The 22,099-nt window shown below is 65.7% G+C and carries 21 protein-coding genes; 14 read left to right on the top strand and 7 right to left on the bottom strand.

Going from position 1 to position 22,099, the window contains the following annotated elements; translation table 11 throughout:
* Positions 1–90 precede the first annotated feature (90 nt).
* From acpP to recO, 11 genes are all read left to right on the top strand, one after another.
* Entirely contained in the window at positions 91–330 is a 240-nt protein-coding gene (gene acpP / locus ACZ50Q_RS22020) for an acyl carrier protein (RefSeq protein ID WP_003813816.1), read from the top strand.
* A 185-nt stretch (positions 331–515) separates the two neighbouring features.
* Positions 516–1,745, top strand: a complete 1,230-nt coding sequence (fabF, locus tag ACZ50Q_RS22015; RefSeq protein WP_092577827.1) for a beta-ketoacyl-ACP synthase II — start codon at positions 516–518, stop codon at positions 1,743–1,745.
* A 492-nt stretch (positions 1,746–2,237) separates the two neighbouring features.
* Positions 2,238–2,837, top strand: coding sequence for an RNA polymerase sigma factor RpoE (rpoE, locus tag ACZ50Q_RS22010; RefSeq protein ID WP_076519386.1), 600 nt, complete (start codon positions 2,238–2,240; stop codon positions 2,835–2,837).
* Positions 2,838–2,849: 12 nt separating this feature from the next.
* Positions 2,850–3,368 carry a sigma-E factor negative regulatory protein gene (locus tag ACZ50Q_RS22005; RefSeq protein WP_464079551.1) on the top strand — a complete coding sequence of 173 codons (519 nt, stop codon included), beginning with the start codon at positions 2,850–2,852 and terminating at the stop codon, positions 3,366–3,368.
* Positions 3,368–4,456, top strand: a complete 1,089-nt coding sequence (locus ACZ50Q_RS22000; protein WP_464079550.1) for a MucB/RseB C-terminal domain-containing protein — start codon at positions 3,368–3,370, stop codon at positions 4,454–4,456. The genes ACZ50Q_RS22005 and ACZ50Q_RS22000 overlap by 1 nt, the downstream gene beginning before the upstream one ends.
* Before the next feature lie 38 nt (positions 4,457–4,494).
* A complete protein-coding gene (locus ACZ50Q_RS21995; protein WP_092577832.1) occupies positions 4,495–5,976 on the top strand; it encodes a DegQ family serine endoprotease in 1,482 nt (493 codons plus the stop codon).
* A gap of 292 nt (positions 5,977–6,268) precedes the next feature.
* Positions 6,269–8,062, top strand: a complete 1,794-nt coding sequence (gene lepA / locus ACZ50Q_RS21990) for a translation elongation factor 4 (protein WP_464079549.1) — start codon at positions 6,269–6,271, stop codon at positions 8,060–8,062.
* Positions 8,063–8,084: 22 nt separating this feature from the next.
* Positions 8,085–8,969, top strand: coding sequence for a signal peptidase I (gene lepB, locus ACZ50Q_RS21985; protein WP_464079548.1), 885 nt, complete (start codon positions 8,085–8,087; stop codon positions 8,967–8,969).
* 2 nt (positions 8,970–8,971) lie between these two features.
* Positions 8,972–9,733 (top strand): ribonuclease III, encoded by a 762-nt coding sequence (gene rnc / locus ACZ50Q_RS21980; protein ID WP_076519392.1) that lies wholly within the window; start codon positions 8,972–8,974, stop codon positions 9,731–9,733.
* Complete coding sequence (gene era, locus ACZ50Q_RS21975) at positions 9,730–10,620, top strand: GTPase Era (protein WP_076519393.1); 891 nt, start codon at positions 9,730–9,732, stop codon at positions 10,618–10,620. Before rnc ends, era begins: the two co-directional genes overlap by 4 nt.
* Positions 10,613–11,200 (top strand): DNA repair protein RecO, encoded by a 588-nt coding sequence (gene recO / locus ACZ50Q_RS21970; protein WP_076519394.1) that lies wholly within the window; start codon positions 10,613–10,615, stop codon positions 11,198–11,200. Before era ends, recO begins: the two co-directional genes overlap by 8 nt.
* Positions 11,201–11,257: 57 nt before the next feature.
* Here the strand turns inward: recO and ACZ50Q_RS21965 are convergent, their stop codons facing one another.
* From ACZ50Q_RS21965 to ACZ50Q_RS21940, 6 genes are all read right to left on the bottom strand, one after another.
* On the bottom strand, positions 11,258–12,547 hold the full coding sequence (locus ACZ50Q_RS21965; RefSeq protein WP_464079547.1) for an NTP/NDP exchange transporter: 1,290 nt from the start codon (positions 12,545–12,547) through the stop codon (positions 11,258–11,260).
* 4 nt (positions 12,548–12,551) lie between these two features.
* A complete protein-coding gene (locus ACZ50Q_RS21960; protein ID WP_464079546.1) occupies positions 12,552–13,469 on the bottom strand; it encodes an aldo/keto reductase in 918 nt (305 codons plus the stop codon).
* A gap of 99 nt (positions 13,470–13,568) precedes the next feature.
* On the bottom strand, positions 13,569–14,279 hold the full coding sequence (locus ACZ50Q_RS21955; RefSeq protein WP_076519397.1) for a Bax inhibitor-1/YccA family protein: 711 nt from the start codon (positions 14,277–14,279) through the stop codon (positions 13,569–13,571).
* Between the two features lie 133 nt (positions 14,280–14,412).
* A complete protein-coding gene (locus ACZ50Q_RS21950; protein ID WP_464079545.1) occupies positions 14,413–14,871 on the bottom strand; it encodes a hypothetical protein in 459 nt (152 codons plus the stop codon).
* Between the two features lie 56 nt (positions 14,872–14,927).
* Positions 14,928–15,386 (bottom strand): DNA polymerase III subunit chi, encoded by a 459-nt coding sequence (locus ACZ50Q_RS21945; protein ID WP_369825572.1) that lies wholly within the window; start codon positions 15,384–15,386, stop codon positions 14,928–14,930.
* A gap of 25 nt (positions 15,387–15,411) precedes the next feature.
* Positions 15,412–16,920: a leucyl aminopeptidase gene (locus ACZ50Q_RS21940; protein WP_464079544.1), complete on the bottom strand. Its 1,509-nt coding sequence runs from the start codon at positions 16,918–16,920 to the stop codon at positions 15,412–15,414.
* Positions 16,921–16,977: 57 nt separating this feature from the next.
* Between ACZ50Q_RS21940 and lptF the strand changes: the two genes are divergently transcribed.
* Positions 16,978–18,081: an LPS export ABC transporter permease LptF gene (lptF, locus tag ACZ50Q_RS21935; protein WP_092577845.1), complete on the top strand. Its 1,104-nt coding sequence runs from the start codon at positions 16,978–16,980 to the stop codon at positions 18,079–18,081.
* A 38-nt stretch (positions 18,082–18,119) separates the two neighbouring features.
* On the opposite strand, the gene ACZ50Q_RS21930 is transcribed toward lptF, so the two are convergent.
* Positions 18,120–19,040, bottom strand: coding sequence for a LysR family transcriptional regulator (locus tag ACZ50Q_RS21930; RefSeq protein ID WP_076519401.1), 921 nt, complete (start codon positions 19,038–19,040; stop codon positions 18,120–18,122).
* Between the two features lie 214 nt (positions 19,041–19,254).
* Between ACZ50Q_RS21930 and ACZ50Q_RS21925 the strand changes: the two genes are divergently transcribed.
* On the top strand, positions 19,255–20,472 hold the full coding sequence (locus ACZ50Q_RS21925) for an ABC transporter substrate-binding protein (RefSeq protein WP_464079543.1): 1,218 nt from the start codon (positions 19,255–19,257) through the stop codon (positions 20,470–20,472).
* Between the two features lie 94 nt (positions 20,473–20,566).
* On the top strand, positions 20,567–22,060 hold the full coding sequence (locus tag ACZ50Q_RS21920) for a CoA-acylating methylmalonate-semialdehyde dehydrogenase (RefSeq protein ID WP_076519403.1): 1,494 nt from the start codon (positions 20,567–20,569) through the stop codon (positions 22,058–22,060).
* Positions 22,061–22,099: the final 39 nt, after the last annotated feature.

Raw genomic sequence — 22,099 nt, 5'->3', positions numbered from 1 at the left:
ATGCGCGGTGTTATTTTTGTCACGGTCAGGCGTTGCATCACTCCGCGCTTGGCTATAATTCGCGGGATTTTTCCCCAATTGGAGATCTGCATGGAAAGCATCGAACAGCGCGTCAAGAAGATCGTCGCTGAACAACTTGGCGTCAACGAAGCCGAGATCAAGAACGAGTCCTCCTTCCTTGACGACCTCGGTGCCGATTCGCTCGACATGGTCGAACTGGTCATGGCTCTCGAAGACGAATTCGAGACCGAGATCCCCGACGAAGAGGCCGAAAAGATCACGACCGTGCAACAAGCGATTGACTACATCAATTCGCACGGTAAGCAGTAAGCTCAGCCTATATCGTCCTGGTTGCCCGAGATGACCTCGGCCAACCCGGAATCAGGGCGGTTTCTGGAGTGCCGTGTGGTCCACCGGCGGGAAGGGCGTTGTAGTGCCCGACTTGCTTTCATGTGGTCCACACGCGCAGCGCATCCCGAAAACCGCCTTTCTTTTGTCTGTTTGAGGAGTCATCCGTGAAGCGACGTGTCGTCATCACCGGCCTGGGTATCGTTTCTCCCGTAGGAAACGATCTGACCACCGCTTGGGACAATATCGTCAACGGACGTTCTGGCATCAGCCGCATCACCCGTTTCGATCCCTCGGCCATCACCACCCACATTGCTGGCGAAGTCAAAGACTTCGACATCAGTACCTATATTTCGGCCAAGGAAGCCCGCCAGATGGATACGTTCATCCATTACGGCCTGGCTGCCGGAATGCAGGCATGGCGCGATTGCGGCCTGGAAGTCACCGAAGAGAATGCCGAGCGCATCGGCGTGATCGTGGGTTCCGGCATCGGCGGCCTGCCGCGCATCGAAGAAACCCAGGTCGAATACATGGCCAAGGGACCGCGGCGGATTTCGCCGTTCTTCGTCCCGGGTTCGCTGATCAACCTGATTTCCGGCCATCTGTCGATCGCCTATGGCATGAAGGGCCCCAGCTACGCCGTGGTGTCGGCGTGCACGACCGGCCTGCACTGCATCGGCGACGCCGCGCGTCTGATCGAATACGGCGATGCCGATGTCATGGTGGCGGGCGGCGCTGAATCGACCGTGTCGCCGCTGGGCATTGGCGGCTTTGCCGCGATGCGCGCGCTGTCGACCCGCAACGATGATCCTCAGACCGCGTCGCGTCCCTGGGACCGCGATCGCGACGGCTTCGTGCTGGGCGAGGGCGCAGGCGTCCTGGTGCTGGAAGAATACGAGCACGCCAAGAAGCGCGGCGCTCGCATCTACGGTGAATTGGCTGGCTACGGCATGAGTTCCGATGCCCACCACATCACCGCCCCGGACAAGGACGGTCCGCGCCGCGGCGTCATCAACGCGCTGCGCAATGGCGGCCTGAATCCCGAAGACGTCCAGTACGTCAACGCGCACGGCACGTCGACGCCCCTGGGCGACAAGAACGAAACCGACGCGCTGAAGCTGGCGTTCGGCGACCACGCCAAGAAACTGGTGGTCAACTCGACCAAGTCGATGACCGGCCACCTGTTGGGCGCGGCCGGCGGCATCGAAGCCGTGTTCACGACCCTGGCCGTCTACAACCAGGTCTCGCCTCCGACGATCAACATCTTCAATCAGGATCCGGAATGCGATCTGGATTACTGCGCGAACGAAGCGCGGCAGATGAAGATCGACGTGGGCTTGTCCAATTCGTTCGGTTTTGGCGGCACCAACGGCTCGATGGCCGTTCGCCGGGTCTGATTTGGAAGGCTCGGTCGGGGGGCGTTGGTCGTTCCGCGTACCTGTCTCGCAGCCCAGGGGCGTCGCTGCGCTCTTCGGGCTGGCCCTCGCCGCCGCGGCCGCCAGCGTGCTGACTGCGGCGTCCTGGCAGGGCCATGGCTGGGAGGCGGGCGCGCTGCTTGCGTTTTCGCTCCTCTTGGCCGGGCTGTTACACTCGGCCCGGAGGACCCCGTCCCCGGTAACGGCGCTACGTACCGCGACCGGGACTGGCCGTTGGCAGTTGCGCCGGCCGCAAGGCTGGCAGGATGCGCTGCTGATCGACCAGCATCGGGGTCCAGCGTGGCTGACGCTTACCTTGCAGCCCTTGCCCACCGGGAGTACGGCCTTTACCACTAGCAAAATCACCCTTACCGTTTGGCGGCAGACGCTGCGACCGGAATCCTGGCGCCGTCTGCGCCTGCTCGCGGGCGCCGCGCGGCAGGCACGACCGGCGCTCCGCCCGCAGGAGGCCTCATGAGCGAGCGTGAAGTCGACGCCCAGCTCGTCGAGCGCGTCCAGCGGGGCGACAAGAAGGCGTTCGACCTGCTGGTGCTCAAGTACCAGCGCAAGATCCTGCGCCTGCTGGCCCGCATGATTCGCGATCCGGCCGAGATCGAGGACGTGGCGCAAGAGGCCTTCATCAAGGCCTATCGCGCCTTGCCCCAGTTCCGGGGCGAAAGCGCCTTCTACACCTGGCTGTACCGTATCGCCATCAATACGGCCCGGAACTGGCTCGCCTCGCAGGGGCGACGGCCCAGCGCGCCCAACGCGATTGAAACGGAAGACGGTGAAACTTTTAACGAAACCGACAACCTAACGGATATAAGCACGCCGGAATCCATGGTTGCCAGCCGCGAAATCGCCGAGACGGTGAACGCGGCCATTGAGGAATTGCCTGAAGAATTGCGCACCGCAATTGTCCTGCGTGAAATCGAAGGTATGAGTTACGAAGACATCGCCCAGAGCATGGATTGCCCGATCGGTACGGTGCGCTCCCGCATTTTTCGTGCGCGCGAAGCCATCGCCACCAAGTTGCGTCCACTGCTCGACACCGATGTCGAGCGTCGCTGGTAAGGAGTGGCAGTCATGCAAACAGCAGCCAAATCCGTTGAGATCGCCGAGTCCTCCTGGGAGGAATCGGTCTCCGCCTGGATGGACGGAGAGGATTCCGACGATATCTTTCCCAGTCTGTTGTCCAAAGAGGGACGTCAGACCTGGGACACCTATCATCTGATTGGTGATTCCCTGCGCAATGCCGATCTGGCGCTGACGCCGAGCGCGGCCTTCCAGGCCCGTCTGGCACGGGCGCTGGACGCGGAATTGCCTATCGTAGCGGCGCCCCGGCGCCGCTCGCCTTTGCGCATGGGCCTTTCCGGCCTGGCCGTGGCTGCGGCCGTGGCCACGGTCGCCTGGGTGGCGCAGCCGTACGTGACCGGCACGCCGGCCACTGAAGTCCGTGTGCTGGCCGATGCCAGCCTGTCGGCCTCGGCCTCGGCCTCGGCGTCCGACGATTCGGGCCTGCGCGACTACCTGGAGGCCCATCGCCAGATGGCCGGCCCCAGCGCGGTGCGGCAGGTGTCGTTCGAAGTCGGAGCGGGACGTTGATGGCGCTTGTGCTTCCGTCACGCTGGCCAGTGTTGGGACGTGCTGCCTCGTGGCAGGCTCACCGCGCCGGCTGGTTCGCCGCCACGCTCCTGACTGCCTTTCTGGCCGCGCATGGTCCCGCGTCCGCCGCCGACGCGCCTGCCGCCGGTCAGGCCGAAGACATCGTGCAGTTGCTCACGCGCATTCAACAAGCCGCCCGCAAGCAGGACTACGCCGGCGTCTTCATGTATCAGCAGGGAGACATGATCCAGTCTTCGCGGCTGGTTCATGTGGTCGATGGCACCGGCGAGCGCGAACGCCTGGAGATCCTCGACGGCCAGCCGCGCGAATACCTGCGTCACAACGAGGACGTGCAGTGCCTGATCCCCGAGCGCAAGACCGTGCTGCTCGAGCGTCGCCGAGGCGATCGTTTCCCGGGCCTGCTGCTGGGCGATCCGGCTCATCTGTCCGAACACTACAAGATCCGCGCCGAATCCGCGCTGCACCGCGTCGCGGGCCGCGAATGCCGGCTCATCACCATCGAACCGCTGGACAAGCTGCGCTATGGCTATCGTCTGTGCGCGGACGTCGAAACCAATCTGCTGCTCAAGGCCCAGACCTTGAACGCCGCGCGCGGCGTGGTCGAGCAGGTGTCGTTCTCGTCGCTGCGGCTGGGTTCCGACGTGGATCCGCAAGCGTTGTCCTCGCACTGGAACACCCGCGACTGGAAGGTCCTCGAGGCCGCCATGAAGAACGTGGACCTCGCAGCCCAGGGGTGGCGCATTCCGGCTCCCAAGGGTTTCAAGCCCATCATGCAGGTCTCGCGCGCCATGAAACGCGGTTCGCCGGTCAGCCAGATGGTGCTGTCCGACGGCCTGGCGGCGATCTCCGTGTTCATCGAGCCCTATGACAGCCAGCGCGACCACCAGCCGCCGCACGGCGCGGCCCAGCGCGGCGCGATCAACGTCTATGGCACGCGCATCGCGGACTTCTGGCTGACCGCAGTGGGCGAAGTGCCCGCAGCCACACTGGAGCAGCTCGCGCAAGCCACTGAGTACGTGCCTCCCGCACCCGCGGCAGCCGCACCGGCGGAGGGCGGGGCCAAGTAGTTCCCGCCTGTCCGCAAGCAGCAATTTCGGAGTGACATATGAAAGCAATGACGGTCTCGAACGCTTTTTTCCGGCGCTTTCTGGCGGCTGTCGCGGCGGGGGCAGTGTTGTCCACCGCCTACGTGCCCGTGACGGCGGCGCAGACCGCGCCTGCCGCCGTCGGGCTGCCCGACTTCACGACCATCGTTGAAAAGGCCGACCCGGCCGTCGTTAACATCCGCACCACGGCGACCGTGCCCGTGCGTGGCGGCGGCGGCCCCGGCGGCACCGACCCCTACGAGCTGTTCCGCTGGTTCTTCGGCCCCGAATTCCAGCCGCCGGGCCAGCCTTCGCCCAATCCGCGCCAGCGTCCCCAGCCGACGCCGCCCGAAGAGCGCACCGTGCCGCGAGGCGTCGGTTCGGGCTTCTTCATTACGGCCGACGGCTTCATCCTGACGAACAACCACGTGGTGGTCGACGCGACGGACATCTACGTGACGCTGACCGACGGGCGCGAGTTCAAGGCCAAGGTCATCGGCACCGACGAGCGCACCGACGTGGCGCTCATCAAGATCGAAGCCAAGGACATGACGCCCCTGGTGGTCGGCGATCCGAAGAAATTGAAGAAGGGCCAGTGGGTGCTGGCGATCGGCTCGCCGTTTGGCCTGGATTCCACGGTCACCTCCGGCATTGTCAGCGCCATCGGCCGCGATACCGGCGAGTACCTGCCGTTCATCCAGACGGACGTCGCGGTCAATCCCGGCAATTCGGGTGGTCCGCTGATCAACCTGGACGGCGAGGTCGTGGGCATCAATTCCCAGATCATCTCGCGCAGCGGCGGCTTCATGGGCATTTCGCTGGCGATCCCGATCGACGAAGCCATGCGCGTGGTGGACCAGCTGCGCACGACGGGCAAGGTGACGCGCGGCCGGGTCGGGGTGCAGATCGGCGAAGTCGGCAAGGACGTGGCCGAGGCCATCGGACTGCCCAAGGCCGAAGGCGCACTGGTCAGCAGCGTCGAAGCCGAAGGGCCTGCCGAGCAGGCGGGCGTGCAACCGGGCGACGTGATCCTGAAGTTCAACAAGGAACCGATCAAGCGCTGGTCCGATCTGCCGCGCATCGTGGGCGAGACCAAGCCGGGTACGCGGGCCGACATGGAAGTGTGGCGCAAGGGCAAGAGCCTGACGCTGTCGGTCAAGGTGGGTGAGATCCCCTCCGAGAAGACGGCTGCCGCCGGCAAGAAGGCGGCCCCGGAACCCGAGGTCACCAATGCGCTGGGGCTGAGCGTGGTCGACGTGCCCGCCGACGTCCAGAAGAAGCTGCGCATCAAGGGCGGCGTCCAGGTGAAGGTGGCCGAGGGCGCGGCCGCAAAGGCGGGCCTGCAGGACGGCGACATTGTGTTGGCCCTGAACGACACCGACGTCACCGGCGCCAAGCAGTTTGGCGAGTTGGTCGCCAAGCTGGACAAGGGCCGCGCGACCGGCCTGCTGGTGCGCCGCGGCGACCAGACGCAGTGGGTGGCGGTGCCGGCCTCCAAGTGATGGCGGCCCGGACCGGCCGGCGTCCCTGCGGCGCCGCAGCCGGGCAGGCGATCCGGCTGGAGCCCGCCGGACGCCCGCACCCCAGGGCGCTTTTTGTCCCGGGGCGCGCCTTGGGCAAAAAAAATGGCTCAAGACCGGCTAAAATGGCTGGTTGCCGCAAGAGGGGGCGCCTGACGCCCCCTCAGTTTTGTCCGGGCAAAGCCCGTCAGCGCCTCACACGTCGGCCGTGCACATTCCGGCGGCGGTGTCTCCCGGCAGTATGCCGTCTGTTCCGTCCCTTATAAATTCAAGCATGCAGCATATCCGCAACTTTTCCATCATTGCCCACATCGATCACGGCAAGTCGACCCTGGCCGATCGCCTGATCCAGCGCTGCGGCGGACTGGCGGATCGCGAAATGTCGGCGCAGGTCCTCGATTCCATGGAAATCGAGCGCGAGCGCGGCATCACCATCAAGGCCCAGACGGCAGCCCTGCATTACAAGGCGCAGGACGGCAAGGTCTACAACCTGAACCTGATCGACACCCCGGGGCACGTGGACTTCTCGTATGAGGTCAGCCGTTCCCTGTCCGCCTGCGAAGGCGCGCTGCTGGTGGTGGACGCTTCCCAGGGCGTGGAAGCGCAGACGGTGGCCAACTGCTATACCGCCATCGAGTTGGGCGTGGAAGTGGTGCCTGTGCTGAACAAGATGGACCTGCCGCAGGCCGATCCCGAAGGCGCCCGCCAGGAAGTCGAGGACGTGATCGGCATCGACGCCTCGAACGCCGTGCTGGCCAGCGCCAAGACCGGCATGGGCATCGACGAGATCCTCGAGACCATCGTGGCGCAGGTCCCGCCGCCCAAGGGCGATCCGGACGCGCCGCTGCAGGCCCTGATCATCGACTCGTGGTTCGACAACTACGTGGGCGTGGTGATGCTGGTGCGCATCGTCAATGGCGTGCTCAAGCCCAAGGACAAGATCCTGCTGATGGCGTCCGGCGCCACCCACCTGTGCGAGCAGACCGGCGTGTTCACGCCGAAGTCGCAGCAGCGCCCGCATCTGTCCGCGGGCGAGGTGGGCTTCATCATCGCCGGCATCAAGCAGCTTGAAGACGCCAAGGTCGGCGACACCGTCACGCTGGCCAACAAGCCCGCCGCGAGCCCGCTGCCCGGCTTCAAGGAAGTCAAGCCGCAGGTGTTCGCGGGCCTGTATCCGGTCGAAAGCTCCGAATACGACCAACTGCGCGATTCGCTCGAAAAGCTGAAGCTGAACGACGCCGCGCTGATGTTCGAGCCCGAAGTCTCGCAGGCGCTGGGCTTCGGTTTCCGCTGCGGCTTCCTGGGTCTCTTGCACATGGAAATCGTGCAGGAGCGCCTGGAGCGCGAGTTCGACATGGACATCATCACCACCGCGCCGTCGGTGGTGTACGAGGTCGAGCAGCGCGATGGCTCGGTGATCACCGTGGAAAGCCCGTCCCGCATGCCCGAGATCGGCAAGATCCAGGACATCCGCGAGCCCATCGTGAAGGTCACGCTGTTCATGCCGCAGGACTACGTGGGTCCGGTCATGACGCTGTGCAACAACAAGCGCGGCGTGCAGGTCAACATGAGCTACCACGGCCGCCAGGTCCATCTGGTGTACGAGATCCCGCTGGCCGAGATCGTGCTGGACTTCTTCGACAAGCTGAAGTCGGTGTCGCGCGGCTATGCCTCCATGGACTACGAGTTCCTGGAGTACCGTTCCGCGGACGTGGTGCGGGTGGACCTGCTCATCAACAACGACCGCGTCGACGCGCTGGCCGTGATCGTCCACCGCAGCAATGCGCGCCATCGTGCGCGCGATGTCGTCACCCGCATGCGCGGCCTGATTCCGCGCCAGATGTTCGACGTCGTCATCCAGGCGGCCATCGGCGCGGAGATCATCGCGCGCGAAAACGTGAAGGCGCTGCGCAAGAACGTGTTGGCCAAGTGCTATGGCGGCGACATCTCGCGCAAGAAGAAGCTGCTGGAAAAGCAGAAGGCGGGCAAGAAGCGCATGAAGCAGGTGGGCAGCGTGGAAATTCCGCAGGAGGCGTTCCTCGCCATCCTGCAAGTGGAAGACAAATAGAACCCAAAAAGGCGAGTAGCTGATGAGTTGGAACTTTGCCCTGATCCTTTTTATCCTGCTGGTCCTTACCGGCGTAATCTGGGTGCTCGATCTGGCGGTGCTGCGCAAGGGGCGCGAGCGCCGCGCTCAAGCGGCAATGGCGCAGTACGACACGGCCCTGGTCGGCGACGCCCAGGAAGCCGAGCGCCTGCGGCGCGAAGCCGGCGATGCCGCGCGTCGCGTGCCCTGGTGGATCGAATACGCCGTCAGCTTCTTTCCCGTCATCCTGTTCGTGTTCATGCTGCGCTCGTTTGTGGTCGAGCCCTTCCGCATTCCGTCAGGATCGATGCTGCCCACGCTGCAATCGGGCGACCTGATCCTCGTGAACAAGTTCAGCTATGGCCTGCGTCTGCCGGTGATCGACAAGAAGGTCATTCCCGTCGGCACGCCGCAGCGTGGCGATGTCTTCGTGTTCCGCTATCCTGTTGATCCGGACGTGGACTACATCAAGCGCGTCGTCGGCCTGCCGGGCGACGAAATCGCCTACCTGGACAAAAAGCTCTACGTGAACGGCCAATTGGTGCCGCATGTCCGCGACGGCGATTACTTCGAACCGGACCGGGTTTCGTATATCGCGCAATATAAAGAGAAATTGGGCAACGTTGAGCACAAGATCCTGCTGGATGAGAACAAACAGCAAGATTATTCACCCATGTGGCAATTTCCCAACCGCCAAAACTGCCAATACAGCCGCAATGGGGTACGCTGCAAGGTACCCGAAGGGAATTATTTCGCCATGGGCGATAATCGGGACAACAGCGCAGACAGCCGGTACTGGGGCTTCGTTCCGGAAGCCAATATCGTCGGCCGCGCTTTCTTCATCTGGATGAACTTCAGCGATCTCAGCCGCATCGGCCGATTCAACTGATTATGTCGCTAGCCACGCTGGAAAACCGCCTGGATTACCACTTCGGTGATCAGGCCCTGCTTGAACAGGCGCTCACGCATCGCAGCCACGGCGCGCGCCATAACGAGCGTTTGGAATTCCTTGGGGATTCCGTGCTGAACTTCGTCGTGGCGGCGATGCTGTTTGAACGCTACGCCAAGATCGACGAAGGCGATCTGTCGCGCCTGCGGGCCAATCTGGTCAAGCAGGCGTCGCTGGCGGATATCGCCCAGCGGCTGGAACTGTCGCAGTATCTGCGCCTGGGCGAGGGTGAGCTCAAAAGCGGCGGATTCCGCCGGCCGTCCATCCTGGCTGACACCGTCGAAGCCATCTTCGGCGCGGTCTTCCTGGATGCGGGCTTCGACGCGGCGCGCCGCGTCATCGTGCGGCAGTACCAGCCCGTGCTGGCGTCCGTGGATCCCAAGACCCTGGGCAAGGACGCCAAGACCCTGCTGCAGGAATTCCTGCAGGGCCGCAAGCTGGCCCTGCCGCTGTACACGGTGGTGGCCACGCATGGCGCGGCCCACAGCCAGCAGTTCGAAGTCGAATGCGCCATTCCGGCGCTCGATATCAAGGTGATGGCGCCCGGCGCCAGCCGCCGCGCCGCCGAGCAATCGGCGGCCAAGCTGGCGCTGGAGGCCGCGCTGGCCATCAGTCCGGCCACCAAGGCTGCCCGCAAGTCGGGCAAGGCGCGCAAAACCGCGCAATTGTCGCTGCCTGTGGCAGTGGCTCAAGAGACTAAATGAGCGATACCCCTTTTCGTACCGGCTTCGTTGCCATCGTCGGCCGCCCCAATGTGGGCAAGTCCACGCTCACGAACGCCCTGATCGGTTCCAAGATCTCCATCGTGTCGCGCAAGGCGCAGACCACGCGCCATCGCATCCACGGTGTGCTGACCCGCGAGCACGAACAGTTCGTGTTCGTCGACACCCCGGGTTTCCAGACGCGCCACGGCGGCGCGATGAACCGCATGATGAACCGCGTCGTGACGCAGGCGCTGGCCGACGTGGACGTGGTGGTGCACGTCGTCGAGGCCGGCAAATGGTCCGAGGGCGACGCCAAGCTGCTGCCGCTGTTGCCCAGCCCCGAGCGCACCATCCTGGTGGTTTCCAAGATCGACGCGCTGAAGAACCGCGACGACCTGTTTGCGTTCGTCTCCAAGATCATGGCGCTGCATCCGTTCGGCGCGGTGGTGCCGGTCAGCGCCACCAAGAACCAGCAACTGGACCAACTGCTCGACGAGATCGCGTCGCGTCTGCCGGAAGGCGAGCCGATGTTCGAAGAAGACACGCTGACGGACCGGCCCATGCGCTTCATCGCCGCCGAACTGGTGCGCGAGAAGATCTTCCGCCTGGTGGGCGACGAACTGCCTTACGGCTGCACGGTCGTCATCGAGCAGTGGGAAGAGACCGCCAAGGGCGCCACCATCAATGCCTGCGTCGTCGTCGAGCGCGACAGCCACAAGCCCATCCTCCTGGGCGCGGGCGGCATGCACATGAAGCGGATTGCCACGGAGGCGCGGCAGGACATTGCCAAGCTGCTGGACAAGCCGGTGCACCTGGAGGTTTACATCAAGGTGCGCAAGGGCTGGTCCGACCGCGAGGGTGCGCTGCGCGACCTGGGATATGAGTAGAAGGGCGCCACGCGTCCAGGATCGCCCGGGGTTCATGCTCCATGCCACGGCGTGGCGTGAAACCTCACTGATTGTCCAAACCTTCTCGCGCGATCACGGCTGCGTGGCCATGGTCGCCAAGGGCGCCAAGCGCCCTTATTCCGTGCTTCGTCCCGTTCTGTCGGCTTTTCAGCCGCTGCTGTTGTCCTGGACGGGCAACGGCGAAGTCAAGACGCTGACGCGCGCCGAGATCGCCGGCATCCGGCCGCTGGCCGGCGCCGCGCTGATGTCGGCCTGGTACATGAACGAACTGCTGCTGCGTCTCTTGCCGCGCGAGGACGCGCATCCGCTGCTGTTCGACGCGTACGACATGGCCTTGCAGCAATTGTCCGCCGGCACGCGCGCGGCCGGTGCGCTGCGCCGCTTCGAATGGACCCTGCTGCGCGAGACCGGCTACGGCGTGGACGAGCCGCCGCCGGACTTCGATGATCCGGCGATCGAACCCGCGCTGCGCAGCGACCTGCGCGCGCGCCTGGCCGAGATCCTGGCCGGCCGTCCCCTGTCCACGCGCCGGGTGCTGCTCGACCTGCAACGCATCTGAGCGCGGCGGCCGGCGCGTCAATATGTTTGCTTCAATGAGATGGTCGCGCGGAAAAAACTAACTGATGTCGCCGTCGCGCCGGTCGGCCCGCTTGCCCAGCCCGTAGCCGACGGCGGCCGCGCCCAGCGCCACCGCGGCGCCCAATAGCGCAATCAGCGCCGCGCCATAGCCCAGCATGTCGATGCCGGTCTTGACCCAGCCACTGGCGGCATCGCCGCCGCGATAGACCACGGTGTCGATGACATTCTTGGTCTTGTACTTGTCCTCGGGCGTGACCGCCGTGAACAGCATTTCCCGTCCGGGACGGATCAGCGCATATTCGCCCGCGCGGCGCAGGATCATGGCGCCCGCCAGCACGCCGAACACCGGATAGGCGGCGAGCGCCAGGAAGGCGATCGCCACGGCAAGCGGCACCGCGGTCAGCAGAAAGCGCAGGCCCAGGCGGGCGGCCACCCGGCCGGTGATGAAGACCTGCGACAGCAGCGCCAGCGTCTGCACCGTGAAATCCAGCGCGCTGAAAACGCGGATGCGCTGGGCCGTGTCGGGAAACGCATCGGCCACCAGCCGCGCCTGCTCCATGTAGAGGAAGGTGTTCAACGTCGCCAGCAGCACGACCAGCAGCGAGATGCCCAGCAGATAGCGCGACTGGAAGATGCGCCCCAGCCCCGCCAGGATGGTGCCTTCGATGGGATGCCGCATGTCCCGCAGGCCGGTGTCGGGCCGCGAGGCCGCGCGCCAGCCCAGCAGCCACTGCTTGAGCGGCAGCGTGGCCGTCAGCAGCAGGGCCGACAACAGCAGCAGGCCCGGCGGCCCCAGGCTGCCCGCCAGCAGGGCGCCCAGCAACGGGCCGCAGAGGCCGCCCGCGCTGGCGCCGGCGGCGATCAGCGCGAACAGCCGTTTGGCCGACTCCATGCGGAAGACGTCGGCCATGAGGCTCCAGGCGATGGAGACGACAAACAGATTGAAGACCGACAGCCAGACGTAGAACGCGCGCGCCGCCCAGACGCTGCCGGGCTGCAGGTACAGCAGGGCTGCAAAGCCCGCCATGGTCAGCGCGAAGATGGCGTAGACCCAGGTCACCAGCGTGGCCCGCGGCACGCGGGTGGAAATCCAGCCAAAGCACGGCACCACGGCCAGCGTGGCAAGAAAGGTGGCGGTGAACAACCATTGCAGCTGGTTCACGCCCGCCTGGATGCCCATGGTCTCGCGGATCGGCCGCAGCATGAAGTAGCCGCAGAAGAGAAAAAAGAAAAACGCGAAGCCGCAGGCGGCGGGCGCGAGTTCGTCTTCGTGGATGCCCAGGGCACGGGCGGCGCGCGCGCGCCACGGCGTGGGAATGACCGCCATGGCGTCAGGCGAGCAGCGCGGCGATGCGGTCGCGCAGGGCTGCGTCGGGCTGGGGGCCGAACCCGGCGCGCGCGTTGTCGGCCATGTTCACGGGCTTGGAGGTGGCGGGGATGACGGCCGTGACGGCGGGGTGGCCGATGATGAACTTCAGGAAGATCTGCGCCCAGGACGTGCAATCGATCTCGGCCGCCAGCTTGGGCAGCGCCACGCCCTTGACCTGCCGGAACAGCGCCCCGTCCTCGAACGGCCGGTTGATGAGCACCGCGACGCCGTTCGCCTGGCAGGCGGGCAGCAGGCGCTTTTCGGCGCTGCGCGAGGCGATCGACAGGTTCACCTGCACGAAATCGGGCTTTTCCCGTTCGACCAGTTCGGTCAGGTCGTCGTGGGCGTGGTCGGTGTAGTGGGTGATGCCGATGTAACGCGTCACCCCCTGTTGCTTCAGCTCGCGCAGCAGGGCGAGTTGATTGCGCGTGTCGATGAGGTTGTGGACCTGTATCAGGTCCAGCTTGTCGCTGCCCAGGGCCTGCTGCGACTGGCGCACCTGGCGCATGGCCGATTCGTGCCCGCGCGTGCTGATCTTGGTGGCCAGGAACACCCGCTTGCGCAGGCCGCTCTCGCGAGCCAGCAGCGCCCCGGTCACGGCTTCGGCCTGGCCATAGCTTGGGGCGGTGTCGATCAGCGTGCCGCCGGCCTTGAGCAGCGTTTCAAGCACCTGGGCCAGGGGCGCCATGGCCGCGGCGTCGTCGGGGGCCACATTGAAGGTGTCCGCGGTGCCCAGCCCGACGACCGGCAAGGTTTCGCCCGACGAGGGGATTGCGCGCTTGAGCATGACCTGCCCGGAACTGGCTGCCCATGCCGGCCACGCGGTTCCGAAAAGGGCGGCGCTGGCGGCGGACTGGAGGAAGCGGCGGCGGTCGGGCATGGCGTGGCTCCGTCTGACGGGAAATCAAGGGGAAAGGCCAATGAAAAAGGGCCTACATGTACATGCAGGCCCCTTGGGTGCTGGTCTGGCGGCGGCGCGTTACTCGCGGTTGCCGCCGAAGATGCCCAGCAGCATCAGCAGGTTCGAGAAGACGTTGTAGACGTCAAGGTAGATGGCCAGGGTGGCGGAGACGTAGTTGGTCTCGCCGCCGTTGACCACGCGCTGCAGGTCCACCAGCATGAACGCCGAGAAAATCACGATGGCCAGCACCGAGATGGTCAGCATCAGGGCGGGCAGCTGCAGGAAGATGTTGGCCAGCGCAGCCACCAGGATCACGACGGCGCCGATGAACAGGAACTTCTGCAGTCCCGAGAGATCGCGCTTGATGGTCGTGGCCAGGGTGGCCATGGTGCCGAACACGATCGCCGTGCCGCCGAACGCCGTCATGACGAGCTGCGAGCCGTTGCTCATGCCCATCACGAAGCCGAGCAGGCGCGACAGCATGACGCCCATGAAGAACGTGAAGGCCAGCAGCAGGACCACGCCCAGCGAGCTGTTCTTGTTCTTTTCGATGGCGAACATCAGGCCGAAGGCGCCGACCAGGAAAACGATGGCCGACAGGCCGGGGCTGGCGCCCATGACCTGATTGATGCCGGTGTAGAGGCCGACCGCCGCGCCCAGCACCGTGGGGATCAGCGACAGGGCCAGGAGCCAGTACGTGTTGCGCAGGACCTGGTTGCGAGCGACCTCGCCCGGCGCGCCGGCGACCGAGCCGGAACGGTTAAAAGGGGACGGACGATATTCGTTCATGGAGAACTCCTGTTTACGGCAAATATGGTGATTGCCTAGAAGGCTTAGATGCGAAGGATACCTTACAGTTCCCTGAAGAATCCAGTTGCAGGAAGAATGAACCCGGGGGCTGCCGGACGGGCAGGCGGGCGGTTCAACCGCGCCTCACGTCGTTGAGCACACGGGACACGATAGCAGGCAATTCCGCGTCCATGCGGTCCTGCAGCTGCGTGACGGCGTCGGCCAGGGCTTGCCGCATGAGCTGTTCCACCTCGGCCTGCAGCCGCGCGGCCAGCACGGTGGCCTCGGGCAGGGCCGGCGCGGGCGGCGCCGCGGCCGGTTCCAGGGCGGGCGCGCGTTGCGGCAGGGGCGCGGCGGTCAGGCCGGGAACAGACGGCGCCGGTTCGTCGGGCTGCCCCAGGTCCGGCCCATCCGCCACATCCGCCACATCCGTCAACACGGGAAACGGGTCGTTCTCATAGACGGGGCCGACCTCGTCGGCCAGCTCCGTCAGCAGCGGCGCATCGGCTTCGTCGACGACGGGGGCATGGAAGGAGGGCTCGGCCCGGTGGGTCAGGGTGGGGATACCGGGGTCGGATGAGCGAGAGGGCATGTGGACTCCCGAATTGCTTGTGGATGCGGCGCCGGGGCGCGCGATGGGCGGGGCGGTCAGGCGCCCGGGGTCTTGCGGCTCAGGTCGTGGCTCTGGGGCGCGTGTCCGGCCGTCTGGTAAATCCGCCAGCGCTGGCGGGCCGCCTGCCGGTCGTCGGGATCGTCCGAGACGATTTCGAGCAGGCGGTCGAAGGCGTCGAAGCCGGGCGGGCAGTCGTCGTCCAGGTTCAGCAGCCAGGGCTGCGGCTGGTCGGGCTGGCCGGCCGCCTGCGCGGCCTCGCGCGGGTCGCCCGCGGTGAGCACCACCGGGGTTTCGCTGGCCAGCGGGTCGTTGGCCAGCACGTGCGGCACGAAGGCCGTGTCGTCGAATGCCCAGAGCATCCGGTCGAACGCGGCCAGCCGTGAGCCGTCTTTACAGTACACCACCAGCCGCTGTCCCGCCAGGACGCGCTTGCGCACGACCTGGCAGGCCATGCGCAGGCGGTCGGGCGCGCCGAAGGCGAAATCGATGCGCATCACGCGGCTTCCGGCGTCTGGCGCTTCAAGCCTGGTCCAGCAGGTACTGCATCAGCAGCGGCACCGGGCGCCCGGTCGCGCCCTTGTCCTTGCCGCCGCGCCAGGCGGTCCCGGCGATGTCCAGGTGCGCCCAGGGGTAGGCCTTGGCGAAGCGGGACAGGAAGCAGGCCGCCGTGACGGCGCCGGCCGGGGGGCCGCCGATATTGGCGAGGTCGGCGAAATTGGACTTGAGCTGTTCCTGGTAGGCGTCGTCCATCGGCATGCGCCATGCGGTGTCCAGCGAGCGGCGGCCGGCCGCCGCCAGCGCGTCCGCCAGTGCGTCGTCCTTGGAGAACAGCCCGGTGTTGACGTGGCCCAGCGCGACGACGCAGGCGCCGGTCAGGGTGGCGATGTCGATCACGGCCGACGGCTTGAAGCGTTCGGCGTAGGTCAGCGCGTCGCACAGGACGAGGCGGCCTTCGGCGTCGGTGTTCAGGATCTCGATGGTGAGGCCAGCCATGCTGGTGACCACGTCGCCCGGCTTGTTGGCCTTGCCGCTGGGCAGGTTCTCGCAGGCGGGGATCAGGCCGACGACGTCCAGGGGCAGCTCCAGTTCGGCCAGGGCGCGGAACGAACCGAGCACGCTGGCGGCGCCGCACATGTCGTACTTCATTTCGTCCATGGTGGCCGCGGGCTTGAGCGAAATGCCGCCCGCGTCGAACGTGATGCCCTTGCCGACCAGCACGATCGGACCCTGCGCGGCTTTGGCGCCCTTCTTGACAACCTTGGCGCCGGCATGGCGCAGCACGATGAAGCGCAGCGCTTCATCGGAGCCGCGCGCGACCGACAGGAACGAGCCCATGCCCAGCGCCTCGACCTGCTTGCGGTCCAGCACTTCGACCTTGATCGACTTGAATTCGCGCGCCAGGCGCTTGGCCGTGTCGCCCAGATAGGTGGGGGTGCAGATGTTGCCCGGCAGGTTGCCCAGCGTGCGGGTCAGGTCCATGCCGTTGGCGATGGCGCTGCCTTCGCGCAGGCCCTTCTGGACCTGAGCCGCGTCGGCGCGTTCGACGATCTGCACGATCTTCTTGAGCTTGGGACGCGCATCGCGGTCGGGCTTGCCGAAGCTGGCGTCGTAGTGGTAGGTGGCGTTGCCCGCGGCAATGGCGGCGCTGCGCGCGCGCGCAATGAGTTCGACGTCCGCGATGGGGTTGGCGACCAGGGTGGAGACGCCCTCGGCAAGCTGCGCCGCGACGCAGGCGGCGGCGAAAGCCTGTTCGGCCGACGCATGCGTGCGGGCCGAATATTCTTCCTGCTTGCCCAGACCGACCAGGACGACGCGCTGCGCGGCCACGCCCGGCAGATTGCGCAGGACCAGTGTGGAGCCGGTGCGGCCGCGGAATTCGCTCTTTACGACCGAACGCACGGCGCCGTTGGACGCGCGGTCGATGATGTCGGCGGCGGGGCTCAACACGCCGTCCGCGTACACGCCGACGGCGAGGGCGGCGGTTTTGACCTGGTGCAGGGAAGCAGTGGTCTGTGTGCTAAATTCCATGAGGGTTTCCCGTGTGCGTCTGTGTATGATGCGGTCGATTATCCCGCATATTCTCCCATGTCTCTATTCAAACGCTCTGTCGTCAGCGAGATCACCAGTCACGCTGGCGTTGTCTTTTCCACGTTGCTCGTCGTGTGGCTCAGCGTGCTTCTCGTGCGCCTGCTCGGCGAGGCCGCGGGAGGCAACATCGGAGCCGACGTGGTCGTGGTGCTGGCCGCGCTCTCGACCATCACCGCGCTGCCGACCATCCTGGCGGTCTCGATCTTCATCGCCGTGCTCACCACCGTCACCCGCAATTACCGTGAATCGGAAATGGTGGTGTGGTTTGCCAGCGGCCTGTCGCTGGCCGATTGGCTCAAGCCTGTGCTGCGCGTGGCCGTTCCTGTCGCGATCGCGGTGGCGGGCCTGACGCTGGTGGCCTCGCCCTGGGCCTATCGCCAGATCGGCGAATACCACGAGCGCTTCGAACAGCGCTCCGACCTGTCCAAGGTCACAGCCGGGCAGTTCGCCGAATCCTCCGGCGGCAACCGCGTGTTCTTCGCGGAAGACCCCGTCAATCCTAGCGACGAACTCGGCAACGTGTTCGCGCGCGAGATCGGCCCCGAATGGCTCAGCGTGCTGACCGCCAGCAGCGCGCACAGCGAGACCCTGCCCAATGGCGACCGCTTCCTGGTGCTGGGCGAAGGCCACCGCTACGACCTGAAGCCAGGCACCCCGGAGTTGCGCCTGGTGCATTTCGAAAAATACGGCGTGCGCCTCGAAAGCAAGTCCGGCGGCGACCCGGTGGCCGAAGCCCGCGCCGCCGCGGAGCGCTCGTCCAAGGCGCGTTCCACGCCGCAGCTCATCGAAGACAACACCGACAGCAGCTGGTCGCAGGTCATGTGGCGGATCTCGCTGCCGCTGGCGGCGCTGAACCTGGCATTGCTGGCCATTCCGCTTGGCGCGGTGAATCCGCGGCTGGGCCGCTCGGGGGACCTGCTCATCGCCGGCCTGGTCGGGTTGCTCTATATGAACCTGATCAACCTGTCGCGCGCCTGGATCTCCAGCGGCAAGCTCAGCTTCGGACTGGGCGTGTGGGCGATCCACGGCGCGGTCGCGCTGCTGACCGCCTTCCTGCTGATGCGCCGCCTGCGCGTCAAGGCGCCCAAGAACGCCGCATAGCGAAGCGGCGCCTTGCGGAGAACGCCGGGCGCCGTCTTTCAGGGTAGATACTTCATCGTTCCGCGCCGGCCGGCCAGCAGGTCGGCGTTCTTCAACACCGATTTGCGGATGAACTCCCACAGCGCGGTCACGCGCTTGAGTTTGCGCAGGTCTTCGTGGCAATACATCCAGAACGAGCGCGTGATCGCGATCTCGTCCTCCAGCACGGGTTTGAGCCTGGGGTCCTGCGCCGCGATGAAGCAGGGAAGGATCGCGAGCGACTGTCCCTGCAGGGCCGCGTGATACTGGGCCACCACGCTCGTGCTGCGCAACACCACCTTGCTGGCGGGCAGCACGTCCTCCAGGTAGCGCAGGCGTTCGCTGAACAGCAGCTCGTCCACATACCCGATGAAGGTGTGGTCCGCGAGGTCCGCGCGCTCGTTGATGGGGGCGTGCTTGGCCAGGTAGCCCGGCGTGCCGTACAGGCGCAGCGTGTAGTCGCACAGCTTGCTGCACACATAGGGCCCGCGCTGCGGGCGCTCGATGGTGATGGCCAGGTCCGCTTCGCGCTTGGACAGGCTGACAAAGCGCGGCACGGGCAGGATGTCCAGCGTGATGTGCGGATAGCGCCGCTGGAAGTCCGCGGCAAGCGGCGTCAGCACGTAGCTGCCGAAACCTTCGGTGGCGCCGATGCGCAGGTGCCCCGATAGCGCCTGCCCGATCCCGGACAGGTTTTCGCGCGCGGTGTGCACGACGCTTTCCATCTGTTCGGCGTGGACGAACAGCCGCTGGCCGTCGTCCGTCAGCACGAAACCCGCGCTGCGGGATTTTTCGAACAGCAGGGTGTCCAGTTCCGTCTCGAGCGCGCGGATGCGGCGCGACACGGTGGTGTGCTCGACGCCGAGCTTGCGCGCCGCCGCGCTGACGCGCTGGGTGCGGGCCACTTCCAGGAAATATCGCAGACTGTCCCAATCAAGCAAGATCCGGCGCTCCAGCCCCTGGCGACGCAACGCGCAAGAGGCGATGTTGGTATGTGCATGGATGCACAAGGAATGTGCATTTCTGGTGTTGCTTGTTGATTTTCACACATCTACACTGGATCGGCTGGCCTTGGGCTAAGCCCTGGGACCGCAGGCCGCAAAGACGGCGCCATAACGCTAACACTCAGCGCATAAATACTCAGGAGACAAATCCATGAAATTGCACGCACGCGGGCTCGCCGCAGGCTTGTGTCTGGGCGCCGGATTGCTTGGGCAAGCCCTCGCGGCGGACAAGCCGCCAGTGAAGATCGGCATTCTGACGGACATGTCCGGCACCTATGCCGGGATGGGGGGAGCGGGCTCGGTCGCGGCGGCGCAGTTGGCCATCGACGACTGCCTGGCCGCGGAGTGCAAGGGCATGAAGATCGACCTGGTGTCCGCGGACAACCAGAACAAGGCGGACGTCGGCGCCGCCCGGGCGCGCGAATGGTTCGACCGCGACGGCGTCACCGCCATCGCCGACCTGACCAATTCCGCGGTGGCGCTGGCCGTGCAAGGCATCGCCCGGGAAAAGAACAAGGTCGTGATGTTCTCCGGTCCCGCCACCACGGCGTTGACCAACAAGGAATGCTCGCCGGTCGGCTTTCACTGGATGTTCGACACGTACTCGCAGTCGGCGGGCGGCGCCAAGGCCACCGTCCGGGCGGGCGGCAAGTCCTGGTTCTTCATCACCGTCGATTACGCCTTCGGCCATTCGCTGGAAGCCGACACCGTCAAGGCCGTGCAGGCGCTGGGCGGCACCGTGGCCGGCAACGTGCGCCATCCCCTGAACGCGCCGGACTTTGCGTCCTACCTGCTGCAGGCGCAAAGTTCCAAGGCGCAGGTGGTGGCGCTGGCCAATGGCGGCCAGGACACCGTGAACGCCGTCAAGCAGGCGCGCGAGTTCGGCATCGTGGCGGGCGGCCAGCGGCTCGTGTCGCTGCTGATCTTCCTGTCCGACCTGCGTGCGCTTGGCCTGGAAAACGCGCAGGGCCTGTCTTATGTGGACGGCTTTTACTGGGATTACGACGATGCGACGCGCGAATGGTCTTCGCGCTTCGAAAAGGCGTTCCGCGGCCTGAAGCCCACCATGACGCAGGCCGGGGTGTATTCCAGCGTGCTGCATTACCTGCGCGCCGTGGCCGCCGCCAACAGCACCGACGGCAAGGTGGTGGCCGACAAGATGCGTGACATGCCCATCAAGGATCCGATCATGCGCAATGCGTCGATCCGTCCCGATGGCCGGGTCATTCACGACATGTACCTGTATGAAGTCAAGAAGCCCGCGGACTCCAAGGGCGGCTGGGACTACTCGAAGCTCGTGGCCACCATCCCGGCGGCAGAAGCCTTCCAGCCCCTGGCCGACTCCACCTGCCCGCTGGTGAAGAAATAGCCTGCGCGCGCCCCGGCCGCGGCGCCGGGGCACCGCAAGATCCAAGAACGCGGATGTCCATCCGCATCGACTACGCAGTGTGAGGAGCATCAAAATGAGTGAAGTCCCGCGCGTCCCGCTACTGATCGGCGGCAAGCTCGTGCAGTCCAAAACCACCGAATGGCGAGACGTGATCAACCCCGCCACCCAGGAGGTCGTCGCCAAGGTGCCCTTCGCCACGCGCGAAGAACTGGACCTGGCCGTCTCCAACGCCAAGGAGGCTTTCAAGACCTGGCGCAACAGCGGGCAGGGCGCGCGGATGCGCGTCATGCTGAAGTTCCAGGAGCTGCTGCGCGCCAACACCGGCAAGCTGGCCGAGATGATCACCCGCGAGCACGGCAAGACCCTGCCCGACGCCGAAGGCGAAGTCGGCCGCGGCCTGGAAGTGGTCGAGCATGCGTGCTCCATCGCCAACCTGCAGTTGGGTGAATACGCCGAAAACGCCGCGTCCGGCATCGACGTCTACACCCTGATCCAGCCGCTGGGCGTGTGCGCGGGCATCACCGCGTTCAACTTCCCGGTGATGCTGCCGTGCTTCATGTTCCCGATCGCCGTGGCCTGCGGCAATACCTTCGTGCTCAAGCCGTCCGAGCAGGATCCGACGTCCTCGCTGTTCCTGGCCCAGCTGGCGCTGGAAGCCGGCCTGCCGCCGGGCGTGCTGAACGTCGTGCACGGCGGCCCCGAGACGGCCAACGGCCTGTGCGAACATCCGGACATCAAGGCGGTGTCGTTCATCGGCTCGACCCGCGTGGGCACCGAGATCTACAACCGCGCCTCCGCCGCCGGCAAGCGCTGCCAATCCATGATGGGCGCCAAGAACCACTGCGTGATCCTGCCGGACGCCGATCCGGAAGTGGCGCTGAACCAGTTGCTGGGCGCCGCCTTCGGCGCGGCCGGCCAGCGCTGCATGGCCTCGTCGGTGGCCGTGCTGGTGGGCGAGGCCCGCAACTGGCTGCCCGACTTCGTCGAGCGCGCCAAGAAGCTCAAGGTCAACGTCGGCACGGATCGCGAAGCCGATCTCGGGCCCCTGGTGTCGCCCAACGCCAAGAAGCGCGTCGAAAGCCTGATCCAGAAGGGCGTGGACGAAGGCGCCAAGCTGCTGCTCGATGGCCGAAACCTCAAGGTGTCGGGCTTTGAGTCGGGCAATTTCGTGGGTCCGACCGTGTTCGATGCGGTGGCCGAAGACATGACCATCTACACCGAGGAAATCTTCGGACCGGTCCTGTGCTGCGTCGGCGTCGAGACGCTGGAAGACGCGGTGGCGTTCATCAACCGCAACCCCAACGGCAACGGCGTTGCCCTGTTTACGCAGGACGGGGGCGCGGCGCGCTACTTCCAGAACAACATCGATGTGGGCCAGGTCGGCATCAATGTGCCCATTCCGGTGCCGGTGGCGTGGTTCAGCTTCACGGGTTCGCGCGGCTCCAAGCTGGGCGACCTGGGTCCGAACGGCAAGCAGGCGGTGCAATTCTGGACGCAGACCAAGACCGTGACGGCGCGCTGGTCGGCGCATGCCAAGACGGTCAACACCACGATCTCGATGCGCTAAAAGGAGGGACGCCTTGCTCCTAAGCTTATACGAATAATT

It is taken from the genome of Achromobacter sp. T5-5 (assembly GCF_055397965.1).
This window is presented reverse-complemented; position numbering and strand designations above follow the sequence as displayed.